Consider the following 19572-nt stretch of genomic DNA (forward strand, 5'->3'; position numbering starts at 1 on the left):
TGCGGGAGAAACATGACCACACCGCCATTGGCGAATCTCGCCGACATGGTGCGCGAGCGCGCGACGAGCCGCGGCAACGCCATTGCCTTTGAGTTCGAAGGCCGCGTCACGAGCTTTGCCGAGTTCGACGTCAAGACCAGTCGGGTGGCCAATGCACTGATCGCGATGGGTGTGAACAAGGGCGAGCGCATCGCCTATCTCGGCAAGAACAGCGACATCTATTTCGAGCTGCTGATGGGCGCCATGAAGTCCGGCGTGGTGATGGCACCGGTGAATTGGCGGCTTGCGGGCCCCGAGGTCGCCTTCATCGTCAGCGACTGCAAAGCGCCCGTGCTGTTCGTCGGGCCCGAGTTCATCGCGCAGGTCAGCCAGATCAAAGACCAATTGCCGGGCGTGCGTAGCGTCATCACCACCGAGGGCAGCGCACCGGAATGGCCTGACTTTGCGGCCTGGCGCGATGCAGAGAGCGGCGACGACCCCAAGGTGCCGATCGACACCCGAGACATCGCGATCCAGCTCTATACGTCGGGTACGACAGGCAAGCCGAAGGGCGCGATGCTGTCGCATGCCAACTTCCTCAACCTGGTGCAAACAGGCAACGCCGAGGACAAGCCGGAGTGGAACCGGTGGTCGACCGACGACGTGTCGCTGGTCGCGATGCCGATCTTCCACATCGGCGGCTCCGGGTGGGGCGTGATGGGGCTTTATCACGGCGCCCGCGGCGTGATCGCGCGCGAGTTCGATGCCACCAAGGTGCTGGATTTCTTCGAACAGTCGGGCATCACAAAGCTTTTCATGGTGCCCGCGGCGATGCAGTTCGTGGTGCGGCAGCCGCGCGCCAAGACGCTCGATTTCTCGCGGCTGAAATACATGCTCTATGGCGCCTCGCCGATACCGGCGGCGCTGCTGAAGGAATGCATCGAGATCTTCAAATGCGGCTTCGTGCAGATGTACGGCATGACGGAGACCACCGGCACCATCGTCGCGCTGCCGCCGGAGGATCACATCGAGGGGCTGGAGCGGATGCGCTCGGCTGGCAAGGCGCTCCCCGGCGTCGAGATCGCCATCCTCGATGTCGACGGCAAGCCGCTGCCGCCGCGCGAGGTCGGCGAGATCGCGACGCGCTCGGGCTCCAACATGGCAGGCTACTGGAATTTGCCTGAAGCGACCGCCGCGACGCTGCGCAGCGACGGCTGGCTGCGCACCGGTGACGCCGGCTACATGGACGAAGACGGCTATCTCTACATCCACGACCGCATCAAGGACATGATCATCTCCGGCGGCGAGAACATCTACCCGGCCGAGGTCGAGAGCGCACTGTGCGATCATCCTGACGTCGCGGAAGCTGCCGTGATCGGCATACCCGACGACAAATGGGGCGAGGCGGTGAAGGCCATCGTGGTGATGAAGCCGGGCAAAGAGGCGACCGCCACCGACATCATCAACTTCACCCGCGAGCGCATCGCCGGGTTCAAGACGCCGAAGAGCGTGGAGTTTTTGCCGGCCCTGCCGCGCAACCCGAGCGGCAAGATTTTGCGGCGGCAGTTGCGGGAGCCGTACTGGGCGGGGAACGACCGGCGGGTGAATTGATTTTCACTGTCGTCCCGGCGAAGGCCGGGACCCATAGCCACAGGATTGGGTTTTGCGAAGACTCGTGGTGACCATCTCGTCCCTCGCTCCTCCCTGGGGTTATGGGTCCCGGCCTTCGCCGGGACGACTCGTGGAAAGAGATCGCGCAACGGCTAATGCTTCCCCGGCCCCATGTACCCGAACAAGAACCCCGCCACTTTCCGGATCTGGATCTCCTCGCTGCCTTCGGTGATCCGGTAGCGGCGGTGATGGCGGTAGATATGCTCGAACGGCTTGTGGCGTGAATAGCCCATGCCGCCGTGGACCTGCATGGCGCGGTCGGCGGATTCGCAGCAGAGCCGGTTTGCCCAGTAGTTGCACATCGAGACGCGGTCGGAGAGCGTGCGCTCGATCTGCTCCTCGGTGAGCTTGTCCATCTCCCAGGCGGTCTTGCGGATCAACAGGCGCAGCATCTCGGCCTGCGTCGCAAGCTCGACCAGCGGGAACTGGATCGCCTGGTTTTCGGCCAGCGCCTTGCCGAACGGTTTTCGCTCGCGCGCATATTTGACGCTCTCGTTGATGCAGTAAGCAGCCGCGCCGAGCGAGCTCGCCGCCTGACGGATGCGGTTCTGGTGCACGAAGCACTGCGCCAGCGACAGGCCGCGCCCGACCTCGCCGAACAGCGCGTCCTCGGGCACGAACACGTCGGTGAAGCTGACGCGGGGATGATCGGTCGGCATGTTGAAGGTCCACATGTACTCCTCGATCTTCACGCCATGGCTCTTGGCCGGCACCAGGAAGCAGGTGATGCCGCGCGCATCGCCGTCATTGCCGCCAGTGCGCGCGAACAGCGCACAGTGGGTGGCGACATGCATGCCGGTGGTCCACATCTTCTCGCCGTTGATGATCCAGCCCTTGACGTTGTCGCGGGTCGCGGGCACCGCGCGCGTTTCCATGTGGGTGGCGTCCGAGCCGTGGTTTGGCTCGGTGAGACCGAAGGTGATGCGGTACTTACCCTTGATCGAGCCGTCGATCATCGCCTTCTGGTCCTCGCGGCCGTAGCGATCGAGCATGGTGGCGACGGGGAAGTTGCCGACGATGGAATGCTCGTTCTGGAGGTCGTTGTGCAGGCCGAGCCCCTTGGCGGCAAAGTGCTCGCGGATCACGGCCATCCAGAGGTTGGAGCCATCCTTGCCGCCATATTGCTTCGGCACCGGAAAACGCAGATGACCGGCAGCGTCTGCGAGATCCTTGGCCTTGCGCAGCAGCGCTTCCCATTCATGGCGCGGCAGGCCGCCATTCTCAAAATCGGTGCGCGCCCATTCGCGGCGGTGGTCGAAGAAGCGGATGTTGTCGTCGGCCTCCTCCAGCGGCTTGATCTCGCGTTCGATGAAACGGTCGAGCTCTGCGAGATAGGCGACAAGATCGGCAGGCAGTGAGAAATCCACGGTTCTCTCCCGAATCGATTTTGCGTTAAGGCGCTATGCGCGCTTTTGCTTCTCGCGATTAAGGTGAGAACAGCTCGCGCAAGTCAAGCAATGCGAGACGTGTGGGAGGCGCAAGGCGCGCCCGCGCAATTCGATGGTGCTGAAACGCGTCCGCGCGCTAATATAGCCGCAATATTCCTTCACGAGAAAATGCGGAGCGACCATGGAGCTGAAGTTCTCAAAGCTGGAACGCAAGGGGCCGATCACGATCGTCACGCTGTCGCGGACCGAGGTCTACAACGCGCTGCACACCGACGCGCATTTCGAGCTCAACAAGGTGTTCGACGATTTCTCCGTCGATCCCGAGCAGTGGATCGCGATCATCACCGGCAGCGGCGACAAGGCGTTCTGCGCCGGCAATGATCTGAAATGGCAGGCGGCCGGCGGCAAGCGCGGCTGGGACAAGGGCGGCTTTGCCGGCCTCACCGCGCGCTTCGACTGCGACAAGCCGATCATCGCCGCGGTCAACGGCGTCGCCATGGGTGGCGGTTTCGAGATCGCGCTCGCCTGCGACCTCATCATTGCTTCGGAGAACGCGACCTTCGCGCTACCCGAGCCGCGCGTTGGGCTGGCCGCACTCGCCGGCGGCCTGCACCGGCTGCCGCGGCAGATCGGGCTGAAGCGCGCCATGGGCATGATCCTCACCGCGCGCCATGTCAGCGCCAAGGAAGGTCTCGAGCTCGGCTTCGTCAACGAGGTGGTGCCGCAGGGCGAGGCGCTCAACGCCGCGCTGCGTTGGGCCGAGACGATCACTAAGAATTCACCGATGTCGATCCGCGCCTCGAAGCAGGCGATCCAGAAGGGCCTCGGCGTTTCACTGGAGCAGGCGATCGAAGAGCAGCGGGAGTATCCGGCGGTGAAAGCGATGGTGGCCTCGCAGGACTACATCGAGGGCCCGAAGGCGTTTGCGGAGAAGCGGCCGCCGAAATGGGTGGGGAAGTAAACTCCCCCCTCGTCATTGCGAGCGCAGCGAAGCGATCCAGACTGCCTCCGCAGGCAGTCTGGATTGCTTCATCGCAAGGGCTCCTCGCAATGACGGAGGATGGAGGGCCGCCTACCTGTCTCGCCCCAGCTCCCGCTTGTACGACGCGTAATTCGGCTGATCCACGGCGAGCTTGTCCATCGTCGTCTGCCAGAGGTGCTCGGCGAGGCCGGGCGTTGCGAGATCGACCTCGCCCTTGGCGATGCGCTCGGCGAGCGCGCGGTTGAGATCGGCCACCGAGCCGTCGACGCCGAGCAACCCGCGCAGCCGCTCCACTTCCGCAGCATCGCTCCCCTCCTCCCGCGTCAGCTGCCGTGTGACGAGCTCGAGGATGTTGATGGCGACGCGCAGCTTGAAGGCCTCGTGGCCGGAGATCAACGGCGCGATATCGTTGCGGAGGAAATCGGCGACCGATTTGGTCAGCTCGATCGGAGTCGGTTCGTCCTGCATGGTCAACTCCCGCGCGGCGCCAGCAGCCGCAATAGATCGATTTCGGTCTCGGAGGCGCGGCGGCCGATCATGGCGCGCTCCATCGAATGGTCCGGGCCTTCGCGAAATCGCTGCATCATGCCGCCGCACATGATGCCCCAGCGCAGCGTGCCCATCACTTCCCAGAATTTTACACGTGATGGGTCAACCTTGCGCCCAGCGGCCTCATAGCCGGCGAACAGTTCCTCACGCGAGCCAAATCCGCCGACGGGCTTGTCGATCTCGCCAAAGCGCCAGGAGTTGACGCAGACCCAGCCGAGATCCTCCATGGGGTCGCCGAGATGAGCGAGCTCCCAGTCGAGCACCGCGCGCACCCCGTCGGCACCGATGATGAGATTGCCGTTGCGGAAATCGCCATGCACCAGCGTCATCTCGGCGGACGGACCGGGATCGTGGTCGCGCAGCCAGCGCAGCGCCAGCTCGAACACCGGCTTTGGCCAGTCCAGGCTGCGATAATCGCGATCGAACTCGCTGATCTCCTGGGTCGCGGACCGGCTGCGCAGCTCGGGCAATTTGTCGCCTGGTAGCCTGTGCAGCTTCGCGAGCACGCCGCCGATCTGCCGTGCGAGCTGCGGCCGCGCCGCCGCGAACTCGTCGTCGCGAAGAATCTTGCGCGCAATGGTCTCGCCCTCGACCCGCTGCATGACAAAGCCGGTGCCGAGATCATCCGCCGGCACCAGCACATGCATCACGCGCGGCGACGGGACGCCGGCCTCATAGGCGAGCTGCATCAGCTGCGCTTCAGCGGTGAGACCCGCCGCGCGCGTCGGCGCCGCGCCATAGCCCTTCGGCGAGCGGCGCAGGATCGCGCCGATCGGCCCATCGGGATGCACGATGTCGAAGCGCCAGGTTTCCTGACTGGCGCCGCCGGACAGCCTTGCCACGCCGGCGACACCGGTCGCACCAGGGCACCAGCGCCGAACGCTGCGGGAGAGCTCGGCCTCGATCATTTGCCTTTGAACTGCGCCGGGCGCTTCTCCAGGAACGCCCCGACGCCTTCACGAAAGTCCTGGGTGTCGCCGGCGCGGAGCTGGCACTGGAATTCGAGATTGAGCTGATCCTCGAAGGAATTTTCCGGGCTGTCCCAGTAGAGCTTGCGGATCAGCGCCAGCGCGACCGTCGGGCCGTTCGCAAGATCATGCGCGAGCTTCATCGCTTCATCCATCAGCACGCCGTCATCATAGACGCGGTTGACGAGGCCCCATTCCAGCGCCTTCTCGGCCGGCAGCCGCTCGCCCATCAGCGACAATTCGATCGAGCGGGCCTTGCCGATCAGCCGCGGCAAGAGCCAGGTCGAGCCGCAATCCGGCACGAGACCGATGCGACGGAACGCTTGAAGGAAGTAAGAGGACCGCGCGCACAAAATCATGTCGCCGAGCAGCGCGAAGCTCATGCCGGCGCCGGCCGCGGGTCCATTGACCGCGGTCACGATCGGGCAATGCAGATTGCGGATGCGGCGCAGGAACGGGTGAAACCCGGTCTCGAGCGTCAGGCCGGCCTTGGTCTTCTTCGACTGGTTGTTGCGGCCCTGGAGATTCGCGCCGGTGCAGAACGCCCGCCCCGCGCCCGTCAGCACGACGCAGCGCACCTCGTCCTTCTTCTCCTCGATCGCGTCGAGCGCTTCCGCGAGGCCGCCCAGCATGTCCACGGAAACCGCGTTCATCACCTCCTGATGGTCGAGCTTGAGGATCGCGACCGAACCATCGAGATCGAGCGTGACGTGTTTGAACTGCATGGTTTCCTCGTGAGTTGCGGCCTGGGTCAGTTTCGCAGACCGGAATTGCTTTTGCCGGGGCGCATATTTGATTTTTGGCGCGGTCTTGTCCATGGTGATCAGAGCATAGCAAGCAATCTTGCGCGCAGCGGCTGATGCGCCGCATACCGAGCAGACTTGCCAAAAACAGGAAACGCGCCATGAACCCTTTCGATCTCACCGGCCGCGTGGCCGTGATCACCGGCGGCAATGGCGGCATTGGACTCGGGATCGCTCAGGCGCTCGCCGGCCAGGGCTGCAACGTCTCGATCTGGGGTCGCAATGCTGACAAGAACAAGGCTGCTGCCGCGAGCCTGGCGGGGCTATCAGGCAAGGTCGACGCGCGGGTCTGCGACGTCACCGACCCGGCTTCGGTCAACGCCGCGATGAAGGCCACGCTAGACATTTTCGGCCGGGTCGACGGCTGCTTCGCCAATGCCGGCATCGGCGGCGGCGGCCGGCGCTCCTTCATCGAACGCACCGAAGAGGAATGGCGCACGATGTTTGCGACCAATCTCGACGGCGTATTCCACGCGTTTCAGGCTGCCGCAAAACACATGACCGCGCGCGCCGAGGCCGGCGATCCCTTCGGCCGGCTGGTTGCGACTTCGAGCCTCGCCTCGATCTTCGGCACCGCACGCAACGAGCACTATGCCGCGACCAAGGCCGCGATCAACGCGCTGGTGCGCGCGCTCGGCGTCGAGCTGGCGCGCCACGGCGTCACCGCGAATGCGATCCTGCCCGGCTGGATCAAGAGCGACATGACCTCAGGGCTGATGGCCAATGACAAGTTCGTCGCCAACGTGATGCCGCGCATTCCGGTGCGGCGCTTCGGAGAGGCCAGCGATTTCGGCGGCATCGCGGTGTATCTGATGAGCAAGGCATCGTCGTATCACACGGCGGATACGTTCGTGATCGACGGCGGCTATACGGCGTTTTGAATCATCCGGGCTACATAATTCAACAGGGCGGAAGGGCAAATGTTCTCACATATCATGATCGGCACCAACGACCTCGACAAAGCCAAGGCGTTCTACGACAGCCTGCTCGGCACGCTTGAGGTGCGGGCGGCCAGGGTCGACGGCCACCGGATCTTCTACATCACCAAGACCGGCGTGTTCTCGGTCACGAAACCGATCAATGGCGAGGCGGCGACGTGCGCAAATGGCGGCACCATCGGCTTTGCCGCCAACTCGCCTGAACAGGTCGACAAGTGGCACGCGGCCGGCGTCGCCGCCGGCGGAACGCCGATTGAGAATCCGCCCGGAGTCCGCCAAGGCCCGGGCGTCAACCTCTATATTGCGTATCTGCGTGACCTCGACGGCAACAAGATTTGCGCGATGCATCGGATGGCCAGCTAGCGACACGTACCGCCGTCATTCCCCGCGACGGCAGGGATCCAGTACGCCGCGGCTTCTCGATCGACTGCAGACGCCTCGGAGTACTGGATCGCCCGATCGAGTCGGGCGAAGACAGCGAGAATGCTGTCTCCATTCAAACAACATTTCAAACGCCCTGGCGATATTCCATCGCATGGCATGGCCCGCGTGAAAAATGCGCGCTCGCGCTTTGTCCTCGCTGCGACTATTCTCTCGGCCAACACGATCTCAGCGCCCCCGGGAGGAACAATGACAAAACACACCTATATTCCGCGCACCACCAACTACACCCTCAATCCCGGCGACGAGCTCAACGACCTCAGGATGTCGGACCAGGTCCGGCCGCTCTATGATCACGTCAGGAAGTTCATCCGCGAAACCGTCGAGCCGATGTCGATCGAGTTCGCCAAGGCAGGCGAAGGCAAGCAAGACCGCTGGAGCTTTACGCCGAAGCAGCTCGAGGTGCTTGAGAAGGCCAAGAACAAGGCCAAGCAGGAAGGTCTCTGGAACTTCTTCCTGCCCGACGACGAGACCGGCCAGGGCCTGAAGAATCTCGACTACGCCTATATCGCATCCGAGCTCGGCAAGAGCCCGCTGGCCTCGGAGAGCATGAACTGCTCGGCGCCGGACACCGGCAACATGGAGGTGCTGGAGCGCGTCGGCACCAAGGAGCAGAAGGAGAAGTGGCTGAAGCCGCTGATGAACGGCGAGATCCGTTCGGCCTATGTCATGACCGAGCCGAACGTCGCCTCCTCCGACGCCAAGAACATCTCGACGAGCGCGAAGCTCGTCGGCGACGAATGGGTCATCAACGGCGAGAAGTACTACATCTCCGGCGTCGGCGATCCCCGCTGCAAGATCCTCATCGTGATGGTGAAGACCAATCCGGATGCGGCGCCGAGCAAGCAGCAGTCACAGATCCTGGTGCCGCGCGACACGCCCGGCGTCGAGGTGCTCGGGCCCATGTATGTGTTCGGCCAGGACCACGCGCCGCGCGGCCACATGCACATGCGCTTCAACAACGTGCGCGTGCCCAAGGAGAACATCCTGCTCGGCGAGGGCCGCGGCTTCGAGATCTCGCAGCTCCGGCTCGGCCCGGGCCGCATCCATCACTGCATGCGCACCATCGGCAAGGCCGAGAAAGCGCTCGACCTGATGGTGCAGCGTGGCCTCACCCGCGAAGCCTTCGGCAAGAAGATCGCCCATCTCGGCGGTAATATGCAGATCATCGCGCAGGCGCGCTGCGAGATCGAGGCGATGCGGCTGATGGTGCTAAAGGCCGCCAAGGCCATGGACGTGCTCGGCAACAAGGAGGCCCGCGTCTGGGTCTCCATGGTCAAGGCCATGGTGCCGGAGCGCGCCTGCAAGATCATCGACCAGTCGATCCAGATGCACGGCGCCACCGGCATCTCGCACTGGACCCCGCTCGCCGAAATGTACCAGGACGTCCGCCATCTGCGCTTCGCCGACGGTCCGGACGAAGTGCACTGGATGGTGGTGGGACGCCACGAGCTGAGCATGGCGTAAGAGCCTCTCCTTTCCCTCTCCCCGTTCTTACGGGAGAGGGAAAAGAAGTACCGCCCTACGTCGCGGGCGCGATCTTGTCCTGCGTCTTGGTCTCGAAATCGCTGGCATCATGCCGCTCGTGGAGCTGGCTGGCGGGATCGCCGGAGACGCGGTTGACCATGCGGCCGCGCTTGACGGCCGGGCGCTTCGCGATCTGGTCGGTCCAGCGCTGCACGTGCTTGTAGTCCTGCACGGACAGGAATTCGCCCGCGCCGTAGACCAGCCCCTTGGCGAGCGCGCCGTACCATGGCCACACCGCCATATCAGCAATGGTGTATTCGCTGCCGGCGAGATATTCGTTGTCGGCGAGCCGGCGGTCGAGCACGTCGAGCTGGCGCTTGGTCTCCATCGCGAAGCGGTCGATGGCATATTCGATCTTGGTGGGCGCGTAGGCGTAGAAGTGGCCGAAGCCACCGCCGAGGTAGGGCGCGCTGCCCATCTGCCAGAACAGCCACGACATCGCCTCGGTGCGGCTCTTGATGTCCTTCGGCAGGAAGGCGCCGAACTTTTCCGCAAGATAGAACAGAATCGAACCGGACTCGAACACCCGGATCGGCTCCGGGCCGGAGCGATCCATCAGCGCCGGGATTTTGGAATTCGGATTGATGTCGACAAAGCCGCTGCCGAACTGGTCGCCATTGCCGATTCTGATCAGCCATGCGTCGTATTCCGCGCCCTTGTGGCCGAGCGCCAGAAGCTCCTCCAGCATCACGGTGACCTTGACGCCGTTCGGCGTCGCCAGCGAATAGAGCTGGAAGGGATGGCGGCCGACCGGCAGCTCCTTGTCGTGGGTGGGACCGGCGATCGGCCGGTTGATGCTGGCGAACTGCCCGCCGTTCTCCTTGTTCCAGGTCCAGACTTTCGGCGGCACGTAGGCGGGGGTGTCGGTCATGCAATTGGCTCCGGCGGAAAGATGCGTCTGCATTAATTAGCCTGCAATCGGTCAATGACAAGCCCTGCCCGATCTGCGCGAGGCGCGGGCCTCAGGCCGGCGTCATGCGACCAGCCCGTCACCGGGCGCGCGCGGAAGGATGCCGCACGACGGAATGGCTGTCCCAATTGACGACGCCTGCACGCAAGCAGCGCGGCGGAATCCGGCGTGGCATCACCGGCAATGATGAGTTAGCGTCGCCGCCGCTTCGCCCGCTAAAGCAACGAGACGCGAAGGCCGCCGGGAGGAATGATGAAATCGCCGATCTGCGACATGCTGGGCATCGAGTTCCCGCTGCTCGCCTTCAGCCATTGCCGCGATGTCGTCGCCGCCGTCAGCCGTGCCGGCGGCTTCGGCGTGTTAGGTGCCACCGTGCACACGCCCGATACGCTCGAACGTGAGCTGCAATGGATCGACGAGCACGTTGACGGCAAGCCTTACGGCGTCGACGTGTTGATCCCCGAAAACATCTCGACTGCGGGCGAAAAAGACGTCACCTGGAAGAGCCTTGAAGCGCGCGTGCCACAGGAGCACCGCAACTACACGCGCGATCTCCTGAAGAAATACGACATCGAACTCACGACCACTGAGGTCGCCGACAGCCAGCCGCAGCCGTTCGATGGCAGGACCGCGCTGGAGCTGCTGGAGGTCTCGTTCAACCACCCGATCCGCCTGATCGCCAATGCGCTTGGCGTGCCGCCGAAGGCCATGATCGAGATGGGCAGGAAGCACGGCGTGCCGGTTGCGGCGCTGGTCGGCGCCAAGGAGCACGCGCTGCGCCAGGTCGCGGCCGGCGTCGATATCCTCGTGGTCCAGGGCACCGAAGCTGGCGGCCATTGCGGCGAGGTCTCCACCATGGTGCTGGTGCCGGAGGTGATCAAGGCGATCAAGCCGATCCGCGACGTGCCGGTGCTCGCCGCCGGCGGCATCATGACGGGACGACAGATGGCGGCGTGCATGGCCATGGGCGCGGCCGGCGCCTGGACCGGCTCGGTGTGGCTTGCCACCGTCGAGGCCGAGACTACGGAGATCTTTCGCGAGAAGATGATCGCCGCATCGTCGCGCGATGCGGTGCGCTCGAAGGGCCGCACCGGCAAGCCGGCGCGGCAGCTTCGCTCGGTCTGGACCGACGCCTGGGACCGCGCGCCTGAGAGCCCCGGCGCGTTGCCTATGCCGCTGCAAAGCATCGTCAGCCGCGACGCCTTCAACTCGATCGACCGCGCAGCGGCGGGCGGCAACGCCAAGGCGCGCGATCTCGTGAGCTACTTCGTCGGCCAGGGCGTCGGGCTGATCGACAGCGTCAAGTCCGCCGGCGCGGTGGTGCAGGAGTTCAAGGAAGAGTTTGCCGAAGCCGTCGAGCACATGAATGCGCTGGTGGCGGAGTAGTTGCCACACACGGTCATTGCGAGCGCAGCGAAGCAATCCAGACTGCCACCGCTGAAAGATTCTGGATTGCTTCACTGCGCTCGCAATGACGAAACAACTGACATCGTGAATTGAAGCATGACAGACAAGAAAAACATTCCCGAAGACCGCATCCCCGTCATCGTCGGCATCGGCGAAATCGTCGACCGACCCAAAGAGATCACCGATGGCCTCGAGCCGCTTGAGCTGCTCGAACAGGCGCTGCGGCGCGCGGAAGCAGATGCCGGCGCGAAGCTGCTCGGCCAGGTACAGTCGCTCGACGTCGTCAACTTCCTGAGCTGGCGCTATCGCGACCCGGAGAAGCTGCTGGCGCAACGGCTCGGCATCACGCCTTCGCACTGCTATTACGGGCCGGTCGGCGGCGAAAGCCCGATCCGCTACATCCACGAGGCAGCAAAGCGCATCGCGCGCGGCGAATGCACGGTGGCCGCCATCTGCGGCGCGGAGGCGCAGTCGACGGCGACCAAGGCGGAGCGCGCCGGCACGAAGCTGCCATGGACGCCTTTCGCGCACGATGTCGAGGAACCGAAGCGCGGCGCGGCATTTCAGAAGCCATTGGCCGTGAAGCTCGGTGTGTTCCGCCCCGTCACCGTCTACCCGTTCTACGAGGCGGCCTCCTCCGCGCATTGGGGCCAGACGCCGCGCGAAGCCATGGCAGAGTCCGGCACACTGTGGTCACGCTATTCCGAGGCGGCGGCGCAAAATCCCAACGCTTGGCTCAAGCGCCGCTATGCGCCTGACGAAATCACGACGCCGACGGCGGACAACCGTCTCATCGCGTGGCCCTACAACAAGCTGATGGTTGCCAACCCGAGCGTCAACATGGGCGGCGCGCTGCTGCTGTCCAGCCTCGCCAGGGCGCGCGCCGCCGGGATTGCCGATGACAAGCTGGTCTATCCGCTCGGCGGCGCCTCGGCCGAGGAGCCGCGCGACTATCTCCTGCGCGACCAGTTTTACGAGAGCCATCCGCAGAATGCCGTTTTGAACGCCGTGATGGATCTCGTCGGCGGCGACGGCAGAAAGTTCGACGCGATCGAGCTCTATAGCTGCTTCCCCTGCGTGCCCAAGATGGCGCGGCGTACGCTGGGCCTGAGCCCGGACGTGCAGCCGACCGTGACCGGCGGCCTCACCTTCTTCGGCGCGCCGCTCAACACCTACATGACGCATGCGGCCTGCGCGATGGTGCGACGTGTGCGCGACGGCGCAAAGCTCGGCTTGCTCTACGGCCAGGGCGGCTTCGTCACCAAACATCATGCGCTGGCCGTGTCGAAGATGCCGCCGCGTGAAGCATTGGCACAGGAGACGAGCGTGCAGGCGGCAGCCGACAGCAACAAGCGCGCGGTGCCTGAGTTCGTCACGGATGTCTCAGGCGAGGGCAAGGTCGAGAGCTTTACAGTGCTCTATGGCCGTGGCGGCGATGTCGAGCACGGCGTGGTGATGCTGCGGACGGAAGACGACAGGCGCACGCTGGCGCGGGTTCCGGCAGGCGATACGGCGACGCTGGCGCATCTGCTCGACATGGATCGAACGCCGGTGGGTTCGCTGGGCGAGATCACGATGGCCGCCGATGGCGTGCCGGAGTGGAGGGTGGCGTAGTGGCCAGCGGCGAAGCGTAACCCACCCCAGAAACTCGCCCTACCCCTTCGGCGCCTGCTTCTCCGACGCCGTCGCCGGCTTGCCCTTGGCGCCGGCCCCGGTCACGCGGACCTGGTCGCCGTCGGAAAGGCCGTCCGGCGGCGCCGTGATGACGCGGTCATCCGCTGCAATTCCCGAGGCGAGCTCGATCTCGCGGCCGAGATCGCGGGCGATGGTCACGGGCTTGAACAGGACCTTGTCGTCCGGACCGACAGTTGCGACGCGCAGGCCGTTGCCGTTGAAGATCAGCGCACTGGCGGGAATGCTGAGCGGCGCGGTATCGCGCTGCAGGCTGAGCTTCACGCTGGCGTAGCCGCCGGGCATCAGTTCGCCCGAGGAATTGTCGAGACCGAGTTGCATGCGCGTCGTGCCGGAGGCGACGTCAACCGCCTGTGAGGAGGCCTCCACCGTCGCCTGGAAGGTCCGGTTCGGATACTCCGGCAGCACGATGCTGGCCTTGGCGCCGATCTTGATCGCCGGCACATAGTTCTGGGGCACGTTGACGTAGACGCGCAGCTTGGTGATGTCGGAGACCACGAACATCGCCGGCCCCGAGCCACCGCCCGCGTTGATCAGCGCACCGACGTCCGTGTCGCGCGCGGTGACGACGCCGTCGAATGGAACGGTGATCTTCTTGTAGCCGGCAAGCGCCTCAAGCCGCTCAACATTGGCCTGCCCCGAATGCACGGCGGCGTTCTTGTTGGAGAGATCGGCGGTGCGCTCGTCGATTTCCTGCGCGGAGACGAAGTTGGAGGCCACCAGCGTCTTGCGCCGGTTGAGCGTTGCCTCCGACAGCCTGGCGCTCGCCTGCTGGCTGGCGAGGTCGGCGCGCGCCTGCAAGAGTTGCTGGTCGAGGTCGGGCGCCTCGATCTGGGCGATCACCTGACCGGCCTTGACGCGGGCGCCGATGTCGACGCTCCAGCTCTTCAGGTAGCCCGACACGCGCGCGAAAATCGGCGCGCGGTAATAGGCTTCCAACCGCCCCGGCAGGTCGAGGCTGCCGCTGAGGGCCTTGGCGTTGGGCAGCGTCACCGCGACGCTTGGAACAGCCTGATCGTCGGTCCATTCCTTCAGCTTGGAGCCCTGCTCCTCGCGCGCGCGGATGCCGGTGCCCACGATGAGGCCCGCCGCGATCAGCGCCACCACGCCGAAGATGCCCAGTTTCCGGTGCGACACCGGGGAGCGGGGTTCAGTGGGCGGCATGCGGAGTCTCCAGGGAGGCGGCGGCTTTGGCGCCTTGCTTCTTGTGTACCATACTGAACACCACGGGAACGAACATCAACGTGGCGAAGGTTGCAAAGATCAGGCCGCCGATAACGGCGCGGCCGAGCGGCGCATTCTGCTCGCCGCCTTCGCCCAGCCCCAGGGCCATCGGCGCCATGCCGATGATCATGGCGAGCGCGGTCATCAGCACCGGGCGGAACCGGACGAAGCCGGCTTCCAGCGCCGCTGCGACGGGATCGCCGAGCTCCTCGTAGCGCTCGCGGGCGAACGAGATCACGAGCACGCTGTTGGCTGTTGCAACGCCCATGCACATGATGGCGCCGGTCAGCGCAGGCACTGACAGCGTCGTCTCGGTCGCGAACAGCATCCAGACGATGCCGGCGAGCGCGGCGGGCAGCGCCGTGATGATCACGAAGGGATCGGACCAGGACTGGAAGTTCACGACTATCAGGAAATAGATCAGCACGACCGCCCCGAGCAGGCCAAACAGCAGGCCGGTGAAAGCGCTGTTCATGGTCTGCACCTGGCCGAGCAGCACCACGGAAGAACCCTTCGGCACCTCCTTGGCGGTGTCGGCGATCACTTGGCGGATGTCGGTCGCGACCGCACCGAGATCGCGGCCCGAGGTCGTGGCGAAGATCTGCACCATCGACTGGATGTCGTATTGCGAGACCACCGCGCTCGAGGTCGAGCGCTTGATGTCGGCGATGCCGCCGAGGATCGGCGACTGCGAATTGCCGGCGGCCGTGATCGGCAGCGTCTGCAGCGCGCTGAGCGAATCCATCTGATATTGCGGCGTCTGCATCACGATCGAATAGGACACGCCGTTATCCGGATTGAGATAGTAGGTCGGGGCAACCTGCGAGGAGCCGGCAAGGTTGACCACGAGACTGTTGGTGACGTCGCGCTCGGTCAGGCCGACATATTGCGCGCGGGTGCGATCGACATCGATGTTGAAGGTCGGATTGTTCGGCGATTGCTGGATGCGCGCATCCGCGACGCCGGGAATCCTGCGGACCTTGGCCAGCAGATTATTGGCATAGGCGAAGTTGGCGCTGATATTCGCACCGCGGATTTGCAGGTCGATCGGCGCCGGCGCGCCGAAATTCAGGATCTGGCTGACGATGTCGGCGGGCAGGAAGGCGAAGCTGACACCGGGGAACAGCCGCGGCAATTGCTCACGCAGCACGCGCACATGCTCCTCGGTCGGCTTGTGTCCCTCCTTCAGCTTGATCTGGATGTCGCCATCCTGCGGGCCGATCACGCCGGTGTTGTTGTAGGTCATGTTGATGCCGGAGATCGGCATGCCGATATTGTCGGTCAGCGTTTCGATCTCGCCCGGGATCAGCTTGCGGATCGCCTTCTGCACGTCGGCGAGCTGGTTCGCGGTCTCTTCCACGCGGGTGCCGACCTGGGTGCGGACGTGCATCAGGATGTTGCCTGCATCGACCGCGGGGAAGAAGTTGCGCCCGAGGAACGGCACCAGCGCGAAGGACGCGCCGACCACGCACAGGAAACCGATCACGAACACCGGACGGTGCGCGAGCGCAAGCCCAAGGAAATTGTGGTAGCCGCCGCGAATGCGATCAAAGCGAGCCTCGAAGCCGCGCTGGAACCACACCAGGGGATTGCGCGACTTCGGCGGGCCGTCCTCGTGATGGACATGTGCCTGCAACAAATAGTTCGCCATGGTCGGCACCAGCGTGCGCGACAGCAGGAACGACCAGATCATCGCGAACATCACCGCTTCCGCCATCGGCACGAACAGGAAGCGTGCCACGCCGGTGAGGAAGAACATCGGCACGAACACGATGCAGATGCAGAGCAGCGAGACGAAGGCCGGGGTCACGATCTGGTTGGCGCCGTCGAGGATCGACTGCTCGACCGGCTTGCCCTGCTCCAGATGGTAGTTGATGTTCTCGATCGTGACGGTAGCGTCGTCGACGAGAATCCCGACCGCGAGCGCCAGGCCGCCGAGCGTCATGATGTTCAGCGTCTCGCCGATCGCCGACAGCATGATGATGGCGCCGAGCACAGAGAGCGGGATCGAGACCGCGATGATGACGGTCGAGCGCCAGCTGCCGAGGAACAGCAGGATCATCACGCTGGTGAGCAGCGCCGCAATCACGCCTTCGAACGCGACGCCTTCGATGGCGCCGCGAACGAACACCGACTGATCCCCGATGAAGCCGATCTTGAGCGCGTCCGGAAGCTGGTCCTTGACGTCGATCACCTTCTGCTTGATGCCCGCGATGATGTCGAGCGTCGAGGTCGCGCCCGCCTTCAGCACCATCATCAGCACCGAGCGGTTGCCGTCGACATGGACGATGTTGGTCTGCGGAGGATTGCCGTCGCGCACGGTCGCGACGTCGCGCACATAGACCATCGCGCCGTTGACGGTCTTGATCGGCAGATTGCCGAGCTCGTCGATTTTCAGCGGCGAGTTGTTGAGCTGGATGTTGTATTCGAACTGCCCGATCTTCTGGGTGCCGACCGGCGTGATCAGGTTCTGGGCCGCGAGCGCATTGGCGACGTCCTGGCCGGACAAGCCGCGGGCCTGAAGCGCGGTCGGGTCGAGGTCGATCTGGACCTGGCGTTGCTTGCCGCCGAACGGATACGGGATCGCGGCGCCAGGCACGGTGACTAGCGGCGTACGGAGCTGGTTGATGCCGATATCGGCGAGGTTCTGCTCGGTGAGGCCATCGCCCGACAACGCCACCTGGATGATCGGCACGGTCGAGGCGGAGTAATTCAGGATCAGAGGCGGCGTCGCGCCCGGCGGCATCTGCTTGATCAGCGTCTGCGAGATCGCGGTGACCTGCGCGTTGGCGGTGCGGATGTCGACGTTCGGCTGGAAGAAGATCTTGATGATGCCAAAGCCGTTATAGGAATTGGCAGTAATGTGCTCGATGTCGTTGACGGTCGTCGTCAGCGCGCGCTGGAACGGCGTGGTGATGCGACCCGACATCTGATCGGGCGGCAGGCCGGTATACTGCCAGACCACGCCGATCACGGGGATGCGGATGTCCGGAAAAATGTCGGTCGGCGTCCGCAGCGCCGCCAGCGGTCCGATGATCAGAAGCAGGAGCGCGAGCACGACAAACGTGTAGGGCCGGCTCAAGGCAATACGAACCAGAGCAATCATTCGTCAGGCAATTCCAAATCAGGGACAGGAAACACCGGCCCCGCGGGTTCCAAAGGTGATTTACCTGAACACCGCCCAAATGGCCAACGACGCTGCGTCACTTGCAGTCACTTCCCTGCTATCGCACCGCGAAATCGCATTCCACATATGCAGATCCCGCCCGACAGATGACAGAGCCCGCTTCCCTATTGGTAAAAAAACGGCGTCCGAAGGCGCCGCTTTCAGGATCTGCCATGGTTTCTGGACTACGCTGCGCGAACGTTGGTCAGGAACTTGCTGACCTCGCTCTTCAGCCGGCCCGAGTCATTGGACAGCATCTGTGCCGCCGACAGCACCTGCGAGGAGGCCGTGCCGGTCTCGGTAGCACCGCGCTGCACGTCGGTGATGTTGGACGAAACCTGCTGGGTGCCCTGGGCCGCCTGCTGAACGTTGCGGGCGATCTCCTGGGTTGCCGCGCCCTGCTCTTCCACCGCGGCCGCAATGGCCGACGAGATCTCCGACAGACGCTCGATGGTCGACGAGATCTCCTTGATGGCGCCGACCGAGTCGTTGGTCGCCGCCTGGATGCCGGAGATCTGCTGGCCGATCTCGCCCGTCGCCTTCGCGGTCTGCTCTGCCAGAGCCTTCACCTCGGAGGCCACCACGGCAAAGCCGCGGCCGGCTTCGCCGGCGCGGGCCGCCTCGATGGTCGCGTTCAGCGCCAGCAAGTTGGTCTGGCCTGCGATGGTATTGATGAGCTCGACGACGTCGCCGATGCGTGAAGCGGCCTTGGAAAGCTCGCTGACGCGCTCGGTGGTGGCGCGGGCCTGGCCGACGGCATCGCCCGCCATCCGCGCCGATTCCTGCACCTGGCGGCTGATCTCGCCCACCGACGAAGCCATTTCCTCGGTCGCCGAGGCCACCGACTGCACGTTGGTCGAGGCTTCCTCCGAAGCCGCGGCGACCGTGGTCGCCAGCCGCTGGGAGCGGTCGGCGGTCGAGGTCAGCGTCGAGGCCGAGGCCTCTAACTGGGTCGAGGCCGACGACACGGTCTGCACGATCTCGCCGATCATGGTTTCGAATTCGCGGGTGACGTTATCGACGCGGCGGCCGCGCTCGATCTTGGCTTCGGCATCGGCAGCCGCGGCCTCGTCGGCGCCCCTCTTGGCGATCAGCGCCTCCTTGAAGATCTGGAGCACGTCGGCCATGGCGCCGATCTCGGTCTTCTCACCGCGATGCGGCACTTCGGCGGAAAGCTCGCCCTTGCCCAGTGCCTGCATCGGCTCGATGATCGAGTTGATGCCGCTGGAGACGTCCTGGACCAAGTAGAAGCCGACGCCGATGCCGGTGATGACGGCACCGCCGAGAATGATCGAGACCAGCATGAAAGCGAAGGAATAGCTGTCGGCGGCATCCTGGGCAGCCTGGTCGCCGCCCTTGGTGTTGAGCTCGATGTCCTTGGTCAGCACTTCATCCGACGCAAGGCCGATCTTGTTGACCGTCTTGGTGTTCAGCTCCTGGGCCTCGTGCGGGACCTTGCCGGCTTCCTTGCGCGACAGCGCCATGACGTCTTCGGTGCCCTTCTTGTAGTCGTCCCAGAGCTTACCCCAGTCGCTGTACAGCTTCCGCTCTTCGGGTGAGGTGATCATCGGCTCGTAGGCCTTGCGCGCCTTGGAGAGCGCCTCGATCACGGTACCGGCGGTCTTCTCATTCGCGAGCTTGTCCTCGAGTGTTTCGGACAGCATGTGCTGACGAACCACGTTTCGATAGGTGATCACGCTGGCCCGAAGCTCGCCGAGCACCCGCACGCTCGGCATCCAGCTCGTGGTGATTTCGATGGTATTGGCGTTCATCGACCGCATCTTCATGACGGCGAGTAGACCCATGCCGGCCATCGCGACCAGCAGGAACGCCACGACACTGATGATCTTGGCGCGGATGGAAATGGTGGCGAGCATAATCGGGTCTCTTTGTGCTGGAGCGGTGGCGCGCCCGGAAGTTTACGAAT

The 19572-nt window shown here is 64.4% G+C and carries 15 protein-coding genes; 7 read left to right on the forward strand and 8 right to left on the reverse strand.

All coding sequences use genetic code 11. The annotated features are described in order from the left end of the window. Positions 1 to 12: 12 nt before the first annotated feature. The gene (locus tag IVA88_RS07365) at positions 13 to 1590 is read left to right on the forward strand and encodes a fatty acid--CoA ligase (protein ID WP_247496616.1); all 1578 of its coding nucleotides are present in this window, start codon (positions 13 to 15) and stop codon (positions 1588 to 1590) included. A 152-nt stretch (positions 1591 to 1742) separates the two neighbouring features. Here IVA88_RS07365 and IVA88_RS07370 read toward each other — a convergent pair whose 3' ends face one another. Further along, complete coding sequence (locus IVA88_RS07370; protein WP_247496617.1) at positions 1743 to 3017, reverse strand: acyl-CoA dehydrogenase family protein; 1275 nt, start codon at positions 3015 to 3017, stop codon at positions 1743 to 1745. 202 nt (positions 3018 to 3219) lie between these two features. Between IVA88_RS07370 and IVA88_RS07375 the strand changes: the two genes are divergently transcribed. Beyond that, positions 3220 to 3999 (forward strand): enoyl-CoA hydratase-related protein, encoded by a 780-nt coding sequence (locus IVA88_RS07375; protein WP_247496618.1) that lies wholly within the window; start codon positions 3220 to 3222, stop codon positions 3997 to 3999. Between the two features lie 111 nt (positions 4000 to 4110). Here IVA88_RS07375 and IVA88_RS07380 read toward each other — a convergent pair whose 3' ends face one another. The 3 genes from IVA88_RS07380 to IVA88_RS07390 are packed head-to-tail and all read right to left on the reverse strand — an operon-like array spanning position 4111 to position 6262. After that, positions 4111 to 4488, reverse strand: coding sequence for a DUF6285 domain-containing protein (locus IVA88_RS07380; protein WP_247496619.1), 378 nt, complete (start codon positions 4486 to 4488; stop codon positions 4111 to 4113). A gap of 2 nt (positions 4489 to 4490) precedes the next feature. Beyond that, the gene (locus tag IVA88_RS07385) at positions 4491 to 5477 is read right to left on the reverse strand and encodes a phosphotransferase family protein (protein WP_247496620.1); all 987 of its coding nucleotides are present in this window, start codon (positions 5475 to 5477) and stop codon (positions 4491 to 4493) included. Beyond that, positions 5474 to 6262, reverse strand: a complete 789-nt coding sequence (locus IVA88_RS07390) for an enoyl-CoA hydratase/isomerase (protein WP_247496621.1) — start codon at positions 6260 to 6262, stop codon at positions 5474 to 5476. Before IVA88_RS07390 ends, IVA88_RS07385 begins: the two co-directional genes overlap by 4 nt. A gap of 179 nt (positions 6263 to 6441) precedes the next feature. Here IVA88_RS07390 and IVA88_RS07395 point away from each other — a divergent pair, with 179 nt between their 5' ends. The 3 genes from IVA88_RS07395 (at position 6442) to IVA88_RS07405 (ending at position 9186) form a co-directional block, all read left to right on the forward strand. Continuing rightward, positions 6442 to 7221 carry an SDR family oxidoreductase gene (locus tag IVA88_RS07395; protein ID WP_247496622.1) on the forward strand — a complete coding sequence of 260 codons (780 nt, stop codon included), beginning with the start codon at positions 6442 to 6444 and terminating at the stop codon, positions 7219 to 7221. A 39-nt stretch (positions 7222 to 7260) separates the two neighbouring features. After that, entirely contained in the window at positions 7261 to 7641 is a 381-nt protein-coding gene (locus IVA88_RS07400; RefSeq protein WP_247496623.1) for a VOC family protein, read from the forward strand. A gap of 267 nt (positions 7642 to 7908) precedes the next feature. Beyond that, positions 7909 to 9186 carry an acyl-CoA dehydrogenase family protein gene (locus tag IVA88_RS07405; protein ID WP_247496624.1) on the forward strand — a complete coding sequence of 426 codons (1278 nt, stop codon included), beginning with the start codon at positions 7909 to 7911 and terminating at the stop codon, positions 9184 to 9186. Positions 9187 to 9241: 55 nt separating this feature from the next. Here IVA88_RS07405 and yghU read toward each other — a convergent pair whose 3' ends face one another. Beyond that, positions 9242 to 10117: a glutathione-dependent disulfide-bond oxidoreductase gene (gene yghU / locus IVA88_RS07410; protein ID WP_247496625.1), complete on the reverse strand. Its 876-nt coding sequence runs from the start codon at positions 10115 to 10117 to the stop codon at positions 9242 to 9244. A 291-nt stretch (positions 10118 to 10408) separates the two neighbouring features. Here yghU and IVA88_RS07415 point away from each other — a divergent pair, with 291 nt between their 5' ends. Both IVA88_RS07415 and IVA88_RS07420 read left to right on the forward strand, forming a co-directional pair. Continuing rightward, complete coding sequence (locus tag IVA88_RS07415; protein ID WP_247496626.1) at positions 10409 to 11542, forward strand: nitronate monooxygenase; 1134 nt, start codon at positions 10409 to 10411, stop codon at positions 11540 to 11542. Positions 11543 to 11659: 117 nt separating this feature from the next. Continuing rightward, positions 11660 to 13177 carry an acetyl-CoA acetyltransferase gene (locus IVA88_RS07420; protein ID WP_247496627.1) on the forward strand — a complete coding sequence of 506 codons (1518 nt, stop codon included), beginning with the start codon at positions 11660 to 11662 and terminating at the stop codon, positions 13175 to 13177. Between the two features lie 39 nt (positions 13178 to 13216). On the opposite strand, the gene IVA88_RS07425 is transcribed toward IVA88_RS07420, so the two are convergent. The 3 genes from IVA88_RS07425 to IVA88_RS07435 all read right to left on the reverse strand — a co-directional run bounded on the left by IVA88_RS07425 (position 13217) and on the right by IVA88_RS07435 (position 19522). Then, on the reverse strand, positions 13217 to 14419 hold the full coding sequence (locus IVA88_RS07425) for an efflux RND transporter periplasmic adaptor subunit (RefSeq protein ID WP_247496628.1): 1203 nt from the start codon (positions 14417 to 14419) through the stop codon (positions 13217 to 13219). Next, entirely contained in the window at positions 14406 to 17585 is a 3180-nt protein-coding gene (locus IVA88_RS07430; RefSeq protein ID WP_247496629.1) for an efflux RND transporter permease subunit, read from the reverse strand. Before IVA88_RS07430 ends, IVA88_RS07425 begins: the two co-directional genes overlap by 14 nt. A 245-nt stretch (positions 17586 to 17830) precedes the next feature. Continuing rightward, entirely contained in the window at positions 17831 to 19522 is a 1692-nt protein-coding gene (locus IVA88_RS07435) for a methyl-accepting chemotaxis protein (RefSeq protein WP_247496630.1), read from the reverse strand. Between the last annotated feature and the right edge of the window lie 50 nt (positions 19523 to 19572).

The organism is Bradyrhizobium sp. 149 (genome assembly GCF_023073915.1).
Lineage (GTDB): Bacteria > Pseudomonadota > Alphaproteobacteria > Rhizobiales > Xanthobacteraceae > Bradyrhizobium.

Coding starts and splice junctions, on each gene's coding strand:
- IVA88_RS07405 (WP_247496624.1), top strand. CDS start 7,909: ATGACAAAACACACCTATATTCCGCGCACCACCAACTACACCCTCAAT.
- IVA88_RS07380 (WP_247496619.1), bottom strand. CDS start 4,488: ATGCAGGACGAACCGACTCCGATCGAGCTGACCAAATCGGTCGCCGAT.
- yghU (WP_247496625.1), bottom strand. CDS start 10,117: ATGACCGACACCCCCGCCTACGTGCCGCCGAAAGTCTGGACCTGGAAC.
- IVA88_RS07415 (WP_247496626.1), top strand. CDS start 10,409: ATGAAATCGCCGATCTGCGACATGCTGGGCATCGAGTTCCCGCTGCTC.
- IVA88_RS07375 (WP_247496618.1), top strand. CDS start 3,220: ATGGAGCTGAAGTTCTCAAAGCTGGAACGCAAGGGGCCGATCACGATC.
- IVA88_RS07395 (WP_247496622.1), top strand. CDS start 6,442: ATGAACCCTTTCGATCTCACCGGCCGCGTGGCCGTGATCACCGGCGGC.
- IVA88_RS07420 (WP_247496627.1), top strand. CDS start 11,660: ATGACAGACAAGAAAAACATTCCCGAAGACCGCATCCCCGTCATCGTC.
- IVA88_RS07425 (WP_247496628.1), bottom strand. CDS start 14,419: ATGCCGCCCACTGAACCCCGCTCCCCGGTGTCGCACCGGAAACTGGGC.
- IVA88_RS07390 (WP_247496621.1), bottom strand. CDS start 6,262: ATGCAGTTCAAACACGTCACGCTCGATCTCGATGGTTCGGTCGCGATC.
- IVA88_RS07385 (WP_247496620.1), bottom strand. CDS start 5,477: ATGATCGAGGCCGAGCTCTCCCGCAGCGTTCGGCGCTGGTGCCCTGGT.
- IVA88_RS07435 (WP_247496630.1), bottom strand. CDS start 19,522: ATGCTCGCCACCATTTCCATCCGCGCCAAGATCATCAGTGTCGTGGCG.
- IVA88_RS07430 (WP_247496629.1), bottom strand. CDS start 17,585: ATGATTGCTCTGGTTCGTATTGCCTTGAGCCGGCCCTACACGTTTGTC.
- IVA88_RS07365 (WP_247496616.1), top strand. CDS start 13: ATGACCACACCGCCATTGGCGAATCTCGCCGACATGGTGCGCGAGCGC.
- IVA88_RS07400 (WP_247496623.1), top strand. CDS start 7,261: ATGTTCTCACATATCATGATCGGCACCAACGACCTCGACAAAGCCAAG.